Here is a 9,313-nt window from a genome sequence, read left to right on the forward strand (position 1 = left end):
GGGTGAGGGCATCAGGCCGTACATGCCACCCGGCACAACAGGCATCACAGCTTATCGAGCAGTTTTTTCACGTCCTTACCTGACTGAGACTCTTTATTGCGGTCCGCCCAGTCATTCAGCCGACGTTTCGCTTCATCCTGAAGGTGCTTACGCAGGATCTGATCGACCTGCAAACTGTAATTCAGCGCCTGCCATTTTCCATAAACGCGCAGCGGTATCGGCGTCTCTTTCAGGAACTCTACAAGCTGGCCTTCGCCTTCCCAGCCAGCCTTCACGCGGACGTTGAAGCGGGTGTCTGCCGTCTCTTTCACCAGATCCAGCGCGCCGGTTCCGGTCAGCGCCAGCAGTGACGAAGTGCCCTGCATGTCGTCCAGCGAGAGCTGACCGTCGTCGAGGGCAAGCTCACTGGTAAAGCTGTCGAGACGGGTTGCGCTGTCGTAGTTTTCATTCGCTTTCACGCTGCTGCTGCGCTCTACCGCCTGCTGCACCAGCTGCTGGAAGTTCAGCCCTTCCATGCGCGTATCTTTCAGCTCAACGTGCGCCTGCCCCTGCCAGCTACGACGGAAGGCATCCGCATCAATCTTCGTGCCAGAGAAATCCCCTGCCAGCGACAGCTGCCCCGTGAGGGCAATTGGGTAATTAAAGGCTTTCAGGATGGTGCCAATTTCAACGTTTTCCAGACGCGGCTGGAACGCGGCGCTGGCAACGTCTTTGCGTACATCCAGCGTGCCCGGCAGGGAGAGGTTCCCTGCTCCCATTTTTCCGCTGAGCTCGGAGATGACCAGCAGGCCGTTGTGGTTGAACATCTGGCTGCTGACGTCAGTAAAATCAATTCCACGCCAGCGCACGCTGTTCGCTTTCAGCAGAATGTCGGCGGTAAATCCGCGCAGGCCGTTGTAGTCAGGCAGATCGAGATTTGAGGAGATCACCGGACGCGACTGCGTGGCCTGGCTTTGCCCTACCTGCGTGGCTCCCTCATCGGTCGCGTTCACCGGTTGGAGCGGAAGCAGGTTCTCGAGATTCAGCTTGTCGAATTGCAGATCCAGCACCCACTTAGGTTTCTCATCAAGCGTGACGCTCGCCTGCCCCTTCAGGGAACTGTCGTTGGCCTGAAGGTTGAGCGCGTTCAGTTCGAGCTGTTTGCGCTCTTCATGCCACACCGCCTGCATCGTGCCCTGGCCGGCAATCCCCTTCGCGGGTAAATCCGCGCCGGTCAGCTGCCAGTTGAGCTGCTGAACGTCCGCCGTCAGCTGGTGCGGATAGTCAGAAGCGTTCACGTTTGCGTTCATCGACAGGTTGAGATCGCGCTGATTGCGGTTGATCCGCCCGGAGAACTCCATGGTGGCGTGATGATTGGCGTCCTGCTCCATCCTGAGATTGATATTGCGTACGGTGATCTGTTCGTCATCCTCATGCTGGAAAACCAGCACGCTGTCAGCAACTTTCAGATTACCAATATCGAACGACCAGCCGGTATCAGAGGGGACGTCAGGCAAGGTGTTTTCACGCGGTGCGACCGGCGCATCCGCCTGACGAACGGCTTCGGTTTGCGGCGTAAGCTGAATCACCGCCCCTTTCAGCATCACCTGTTCAACCTGGAGCTGATGGGATAAGAGCGGGATGAGCGCAACATCAAGACGCATGTTATCCGCCGTCACCAGCGGCTGCGCGGCGCCCGGCGCGGTGAGCGACATACGTCCGGAGAGAATGCTGAGCTGCGGCCAAACGTGCCAGCGCAGGGGCCCGTCCAGCTTGAGTTCATACCCGCTGCGCGCTTCCACCTGCCGCACCATGTAGGCCCGGAAGTCATTCGGGTTAACCAGCAGCACCAACGCTGAAAGGCCAGCCACCAGCACCACCAGCAAAATCATCAGCGTTGTCAGAACTCTTCTCATGGCTTCCTCAGTGAACTCACAGATCAGTCTTTATCGATACGACTGGCAACCGCACCCTGCTGGTCGCGATATTTTGCGTCCTGACGGCGGTTATAAGGACGGTCTGCCGGGCCGGTCAGCGGTTCGAAGCTCAACGCACCAATCATCATTCCCGGACGAAGCGCCAGCGGCAGTTTACCGGCGTTAAAGAACTCCAGCACGATACGGCCCGACCAGCCCGGATCGATACGGTGCGCGGTGACGTGCACCATCAGGCCCAGACGCGCCAGGGAAGAGCGTCCGTCAAGCCAGCCGACCAGATCCGCAGGCAGCGTGACCGATTCAAAGGTCACCGCCAGCGCCAGTTCGCCAGGATGGAGATAAAACGCCTCTCCTTCGTCGATGACGATTTCGTCGCTCATGACGCGATCCAGCGCCGCGCTGACTTCGTCTTTCGGCCCGCTGAGGTCGATAAACGGTGCCGTGTGGCCGCTGAAGGTGCGGAATTTATTCCCCAGACGCACATCGACGGTCACGCCGTTAATACGCTCAACCGGCGGACGCGGGGTGATAGACAGGCGGCCTTCATCCAGCCAGGCTTCTATATCGCGGTCACAAAGACGCATGGCACTTTCTCCTTTCGTGCATCGCGCCCTGAAGCCTTACGGCGTCAGGGCAAAACCAGGTTATCTCTGAACGGTACACAATTCACACGGCTTATTCAAAAAACTGACTGATTTTCGCTTTTAAGATATCAATGGCAATACGGTTTTTACCGCCACGAGGCACGATAATATCGGCGTATTGTTTCGAAGGCTCAATAAATTGCAGGAACATCGGGCGAACGGTTTTCTGATATTGCGCCATCACCGAGTCCATGGAGCGGCCACGTTCATTAACGTCGCGTTTGATACGCCGCATCAGGCAGATATCCAGCGGGGTGTCGACGAAAATCGAGAAGTTCATTGATTCGCGCAGACGGGCGTCGGTGAGCAGCAAAATCCCTTCAAGGATAATCACCTTCTTGGGCTCGATACGGATCGTTTCCTGGGTGCGGGTATGTTCCACGTAGCTGTAGACGGGCAGCTCAATTGCCTCGCCGCGCTTTAGCGCTTCCAGATGCTGGAACAGCAGGCTGTGATCCATCGCACTGGGGTGGTCGTAGTTGGTTTTTACGCGCTCTTCCATCGAAAGATGGGATTGATCTTTGTAATAGCTATCTTCGGGAATAACACCGATATGCTCATCACCCACTTGTTCACGCAGTTCGCGATAAAGCGTACTGGCAATAAGACTTTTACCTGAAGCCGATGCGCCGGCGATGCCTATGATGACGCACTGATGAGACTTATCAGTCATAAATTTAGCGACCTGATTAACCTGGATGTAAGGAAGGACGACGCCGGAGCGTCAAACGCGGCAATTATAGGGATTTCGGGGGCGTGATACCAGTCGAATGCGCAGGTTATGCGAGGCGGGCTGAAAAGCGCCGTTTCACGCCTTTAGCGAAATTTTTACGCGCGGATTTTCACCATTTCATCACCATTCTTCGCAGAGTAACTATTTTATAAGTCTATGAAGTCAAAATCTGAGCACTCGGCATATGAATTGTAAAATGTTTGTACTAGCATAAACCAAATTATTAATTTCACGCGTCCGGACCTGGCTCCTGACAACATGGCGTCCCTGGATAGAGCGGTAATGAATAAACAATACCAGCGGGTTTTGGTTACTACCCCACATCCTTTACTGCGGCTTGTCTGTCTGGGTCTGGTCACGTTCATCTTCACCTTATTTTCCCTCGAACTGACTCGCTTCGGTACGCTGCTGGCGCCATTGTGGTTCCCGACTTCAATAATGATGGTAGCGTTTTACCGCCACGCGGGAAAAATGTGGCCCGGCATTGCCCTCGCCTGCTCTTTTGGCAATATCTTTGCCTCGTGGATGCTCTTCTCATGGGAATCGCTCAACATCACCTACACGGCGATTAATATCATTGAGGCCACGGTTGGCGCGCTGTTACTGCGTAAACTGCTCCCCTGGTATAATCCGCTGCAAAACCTCAACGACTGGGTCCGGCTTGCCCTCGGCAGTGCCCTTGTGCCGCCGCTGGTGGGGGGCGTTCTGGTTCATTTTCTGGTGCCGAGCGCGGAGCCGCTGCGTAATTTCCTTGTCTGGGTACTTTCAGAGGCCATTGGCGCGCTGGCGCTGTTGCCTTTAGGTCTGCTGTTTAAACCGCATTACCTGCTGCGCCACCGCAATCCGAAACTGCTGCTGGAAACGCTGGTGACCCTGGTCGTTACGCTGGTTCTTTGCTGGACGGCAATCACCTGGCTGCCGTGGCCATTCACCTGCATCATCGTTCTGCTGATGTGGAGCGCGGTACGTCTGCCGCGTATGGAAGCGTTCCTGATATTTTTATTCACCATCATGATGGTGTCCCTGATGATGGCGCGAAATCCGCTCTCCATGACGCCCTCCTCCATGATCGTCACCTTCAACGCGCCGTGGCTCCCCTTCCTGATGATGCTGCTCCCCGCCAATATTATGACGATGGTGATGTATGCCTTCCGGGCCGAGCGTAAACATATTACGGAAAGCGAAGAACGTTTTCGTAATGCGATGGAATATTCCGCGATTGGTATGGCGCTGGTGGGCATTGAGGGCCAGTGGCTCCAGGCCAACAAGGCGCTGTGCAATTTCCTCGGTTACAGCCAGTCTGAACTCCAGTCGCTCACGTTTCAGCAGTTAACCTGGCCAGAAGATTTAAATACCGACCTGGAGCAGTTGGGACAGCTGATTAACGGGGAGATCAATAGCTACAGCCTCGAAAAACGCTACTACACTCGCAGCGGAGAGGTGGTGTGGGCGCTGCTGGCCGTCTCCGTTGTGCGCCATGCCGACGGCACCCCGCTCTACTTTATTGCCCAGATTGAAGATATCAACGACCTGAAACAGACCGAGTGGGTCAATAAGCGTCTGATGGAGCGTATCACCCTCGCGAACGAAGCCGGTGGCATAGGGATATGGGAGTGGGATCTCGAGCCGGACGTGATCAGCTGGGATAAGCGGATGTTTGAGCTGTACGAGATCCCCCCGCACATTAAACCCACCTGGCAGCTCTGGCATGCGGCCATGGTGCCTGAAGATCGCACCCACGCCGAACAGGTGCTGCGAGAATCCCTTCAGGCCAGGGTGCCTTTCAAGCTGGAATTTCGCATTCGCGTCAAGGATGGCATCCGCCACATTCGTTCGCTGGCGAACCGGGTACTGAACAAACAGGGCGAAGTGGAGCGGCTGTTAGGGATCAACATGGATATGACCGAGGTGAAGCAGCTGAACGAGGCGCTGTTCCAGGAAAAAGAGCGCCTGCATATCACCCTCGACTCCATCGGCGAAGCGGTGCTGTGCACCGATATCGACATGAACATCACCTTTATGAACCCGGTCGCCGAGAAGATGAGCGGCTGGTCGCAAAGCGAAGCGCTGGGTCAGCCCGTTCTGAAGGTGCTGCACATTACCTTCGGCGAGAACGGTCCGTTAATGGAAAACATCCACAGCGGCGATATGTCCCGTACCGATATCGAACAGGACGTGGTGCTTAACTGCCGCAATGGCGGCAGTTTCGACATTCATTACAGCATTACCCCCCTCAGCACTCTGGAAGGTAACACCATCGGCTCGGTGCTGGTGATTCAGGACGTGACCGAGTCGCGCAAAATGCTGCGCCAGCTGAGTTACAGCGCCTCACATGACGCCCTGACCCACCTGGCGAACCGCGTCAGCTTTGAAAACCATCTGAAGCGTCTGTTGCAGACAGTACAGGAGACCCATCAGCATCACGCGCTGGTCTTTATCGATCTTGACCGTTTTAAGGCGGTGAACGATACCGCAGGTCACGCGGCGGGCGACGCGCTCCTGCGCGAACTCTCTTCGCTGATGCTGACTATGCTGCGTTCCAGCGACGTGCTGGCGCGTCTGGGCGGCGACGAGTTTGGCCTGCTGCTGCCGGACTGCAACGTCGAAAGCGCACGCTACATTGCGGGCCGGTTGATCGACGCCATCAACAACTATCATTTTTCCTGGGAAGGACGCCTGCACCGTATTGGTGCCAGTGCGGGGATTACGCTGATTGACGACACCAATTATCAGGCTGCGGAAGTGATGTCTCAGGCCGATATCGCCTGCTACGCCTCGAAAAACAGCGGGCGCGGCGTGGTCACCGTCTACGAACCCCAGCAGGAGAGGATCCACAGCACGCGCAGCATGATGTCGCTGGATGAGCAGTGGCACATGATTAAAGATAACCATCTGCTGATGATCGCCCGCAGCGTCGCCTCGCCGCGCATTCCCGAGAGCAGTAGCTTCTGGCTGATTTCCTTGCGGCTGTGGACCAGCCAGGGGGAAGTGCTGGAAGAGCATGCCTTCCGCGCCGGGCTGGCGGAGCCGGAGCTGCTGCACGCCCTGGACCGACGTATCTTCAGCGAATTCTTCCGTACCTATGCCGCACAGGTGGCGGCCAAAGGAATGGGCGTCGCGCTGCCGCTCTCAGAAGCGGGTTTAGCCAGCGTCACGCTGGTGGATGAGCTGCTCGACCTCATTACCAAAGGTCCGCTGCCGGCGCGGCTGCTGCATCTGGCGATTGCCGCTGATGTGCTGAGCAATACGGATGAAAACGTGCAGCAGGGTCTGCAAAAGCTTCGTCAGGCTGGCTGTCGCGTGGTGCTGACGCGGGTTGGACGCGATATGAACGTCTTCAGCCAGCTCAGCGCCAACACCGCTGATTATCTGCTGCTGGATGCAGACGTGGTGACCAACGTCCACGGCAATCTGATGGACGAGATGATGGTGACCATCATTCAGGGCCATGCCCAGCGTCTGGGCATAAAAACCATTGCCGGGCCATGCCATCAGTCGATCATGATGAATACGCTGTCGGGCATCGGCGTTGACTTTATCTACGGCGACACCATTGGGGAAGCGCAGCCGCTCGATCTACTGCTGAATACCAGCTATTTCGCCATCAACTGACGGCGACCAGCCGTCGGTGTACCAAATATGTAACAGCGCATACGAGCGCCACGGCTGCCAGCGCTCGGCGTAGCGACGGATCTGCGCGGGCGTCATACCGGCAAAGCGCTGTTTAATCAGATAATCATCCGGCAGGAAAACATCCTTCGCCTGCCAGCCGCGCAGGGCCAGATAATTCGCGGTCCAGCGCCCGATGCCGGGGCGCTGCTGTAGCGCCTTCATCCCGTCCTCAACGTTCGCGGGCGGGAACAGCGGGAATTCACCGTCCACCACCGACTGCGCCAGATGAATCAACGACTCCGCACGCTTGAGCGGCATCCCGAGGGCTTTCAACGCCAGCGGATCCACCGCGGCCAGTACCTCTGGCGGAGGAAAGCAGAGGTAGCCCGGCGCGTCCTGGATGGGTTCACCGCACAGCGCCACCACCCGTGACGCCAGTTTAGCCGCCATCGCCACGCTTACCAGTTGTCCGAGAATGGCGCGCACGCCCTGCTCGTAAGCATCCATTGCGCCGGGCAAACGTAACCCCGGCCGCGCCGCGCCGAGATCGCCGAGGGTCTGTGCAATGTGCTGCGGGTCGCAATCGAGGTCAAAAAGGCGGGCGATGCGGTCCAGGCAGATATCCGCCACCGGGATCAGGCCAGGGCTAAGCGACACCGCAAGCGTATGGGTTGCGCTGTCTGGCGTAACCCGGAAAACGCCCTTGTGCCCGGCATAGCCAAAACTGCGCTCGTAGTAATCCTTCGTAACGGTCTCAACCCCCGTGACCGCACGCGCGGCAAGAAAGCCAAACATCCACGACCAGTCGTAAGGCGGTTGCCAGTTCAGGGTGTACATTGTCTCTCCTTTTGTATTTACCTCAGCATAAACCGAAAGATCGCGTTGCGCCTTGCTTTCATATTCCTGTTGTCGCCTGGCAGACATTTCGCTAAAGTCTCGCCCCTTCTCACCGGCATGGGGATTTATTGTGTTTATTGGATTCGACTACGGCACCGCAAACTGCTCGGTTGCGATAATGCAAAACGGACAACCGCAGCTCCTGAAAATGGAAAACGGCAGTACGCTGTTGCCGTCAATGCTCTGTGCGCCGACGCGTGAAGCGGTGAGCGAGTGGCTGTTCCGCCATCATCAGGTTCCTGCTACCGCAGCGGAAACCCAGGCGCTGCTGCGCCGTGCGGTCAGCTTTAACCGCGAGGAAGATATCGACGTTACCCCTTCCAGCGTGCAGTTCGGCCTCTCTTCCCTCGGGCAGTACATTGAAGATCCGGAAGAGGTCTACTTCGTTAAATCGCCGAAATCCTTCCTCGGCGCCAGCGGCCTGAAGCCACAGCAAGTGGCGATGTTTGAAGATCTGGTCTGCGCGATGATGCTGCACATCCGCAATCAGGCGCAGTCCCAGGTGCCGGATGCCATCACCCAGGCGGTGATTGGCCGTCCGATCAACTTCCAGGGGCTGGGCGGCGACGACGCCAACCAGCAGGCGCAGGGGATCCTTGAGCGTGCAGCGCACCGGGCTGGCTTCCGTGACGTGGTATTCCAGTATGAGCCGGTTGCAGCGGGGCTGGATTTTGAAGCCACGCTGACAGAAGAACAACGGGTGCTGGTAGTGGACATCGGCGGCGGAACGACGGACTGCTCATTACTGCTGATGGGTCCGAAGTGGCATCACCGTCGCGATCGTGAAAACAGTCTGCTGGGGCACAGCGGCTGCCGAGTGGGCGGTAACGATCTGGATATTGCCCTGGCATTCAAGAGCCTGATGCCGCTGCTCGGCATGGGCGGTCAAACCGAGAAAGGCATCGCCCTGCCGATCCTGCCGTGGTGGAACGCGATTGCCATCAACGACGTCCCTGCCCAGAGTGATTTTTACAGCACCGCGAATGGCCATTTCCTCAACGATCTGGTGCGTGATGCACAGGATGCAGAGAAGGTCGCGCTGCTGTATAAGGTGTGGCGTCAGCGCCTGAGCTACCGCGTGGTGCGCACCGCCGAAGAGAGCAAAATCGCCCTTTCCGATCGTCCTGAGCATGCGGTTTCGCTGCCGTTTATCAGTGACGATCTGGCTACGGCTATCACCCAGGAAGGGCTGGAAATGGCGCTGACTCAGCCGCTTCAGCGTATTCTGGAGCAGGTGCAGCTGGCGCTTGAGAATGGCAAAGTGAAGCCGGACGTGATTTACCTGACCGGCGGTAGCGCCCGTTCGCCGCTGATCAAGAAAGCGCTGGCGGAACAGCTGCCGGGGATCCCGATTGCCGGCGGCGATGACTTTGGCTCCGTTACAGCAGGGCTGGCGCGCTGGGCGCAGGTGGTGTTTAGCTAATGGAGTTGTGCCGGGTGGCGGCTTCGCCTTACCCGGCCAACAAGATCCTCCAACCGTTGGCCGGGTAAGCGCAGCGCCACCCGGCGAA

General features: G+C 57.5%; 6 protein-coding genes. 2 read left to right on the forward strand and 4 right to left on the reverse strand.

What is annotated here, in order from left to right; all coding sequences use genetic code 11:
- Window positions 1–44: 44 nt before the first annotated feature.
- The 3 genes from asmA to udk all read right to left on the reverse strand — a co-directional run bounded on the left by asmA (window position 45) and on the right by udk (window position 3,233).
- Window positions 45–1,895 carry an outer membrane assembly protein AsmA gene (asmA, locus tag L384_RS01935; RefSeq protein ID WP_022651488.1) on the reverse strand — a complete coding sequence of 617 codons (1,851 nt, stop codon included), beginning with the start codon at window positions 1,893–1,895 and terminating at the stop codon, window positions 45–47.
- 23 nt (window positions 1,896–1,918) lie between these two features.
- A complete protein-coding gene (gene dcd, locus L384_RS01930) occupies window positions 1,919–2,500 on the reverse strand; it encodes a dCTP deaminase (RefSeq protein WP_013097886.1) in 582 nt (193 codons plus the stop codon).
- A gap of 91 nt (window positions 2,501–2,591) precedes the next feature.
- Window positions 2,592–3,233 (reverse strand): uridine kinase, encoded by a 642-nt coding sequence (gene udk, locus L384_RS01925; RefSeq protein ID WP_000130320.1) that lies wholly within the window; start codon window positions 3,231–3,233, stop codon window positions 2,592–2,594.
- A 342-nt stretch (window positions 3,234–3,575) separates the two neighbouring features.
- Here udk and L384_RS01920 point away from each other — a divergent pair, with 342 nt between their 5' ends.
- Window positions 3,576–6,905, forward strand: coding sequence for a diguanylate cyclase (locus L384_RS01920; protein ID WP_023324945.1), 3,330 nt, complete (start codon window positions 3,576–3,578; stop codon window positions 6,903–6,905).
- Here the strand turns inward: L384_RS01920 and alkA are convergent.
- Window positions 6,870–7,742 carry a DNA-3-methyladenine glycosylase 2 gene (gene alkA, locus L384_RS01915; RefSeq protein ID WP_003862082.1) on the reverse strand — a complete coding sequence of 291 codons (873 nt, stop codon included), beginning with the start codon at window positions 7,740–7,742 and terminating at the stop codon, window positions 6,870–6,872. The two genes, L384_RS01920 and alkA, sit on opposite strands and share 36 nt — an antisense overlap.
- 130 nt (window positions 7,743–7,872) lie before the next feature.
- Between alkA and yegD the strand changes: the two genes are divergently transcribed.
- The gene (yegD, locus tag L384_RS01910; protein ID WP_023324946.1) at window positions 7,873–9,225 is read left to right on the forward strand and encodes a molecular chaperone; all 1,353 of its coding nucleotides are present in this window, start codon (window positions 7,873–7,875) and stop codon (window positions 9,223–9,225) included.
- Window positions 9,226–9,313 lie beyond the last annotated feature (88 nt).

This window comes from Enterobacter sp. MGH 38, from assembly GCF_000492855.1.
In the GTDB taxonomy this organism is placed as follows: domain Bacteria; phylum Pseudomonadota; class Gammaproteobacteria; order Enterobacterales; family Enterobacteriaceae; genus Enterobacter; species Enterobacter hormaechei_C.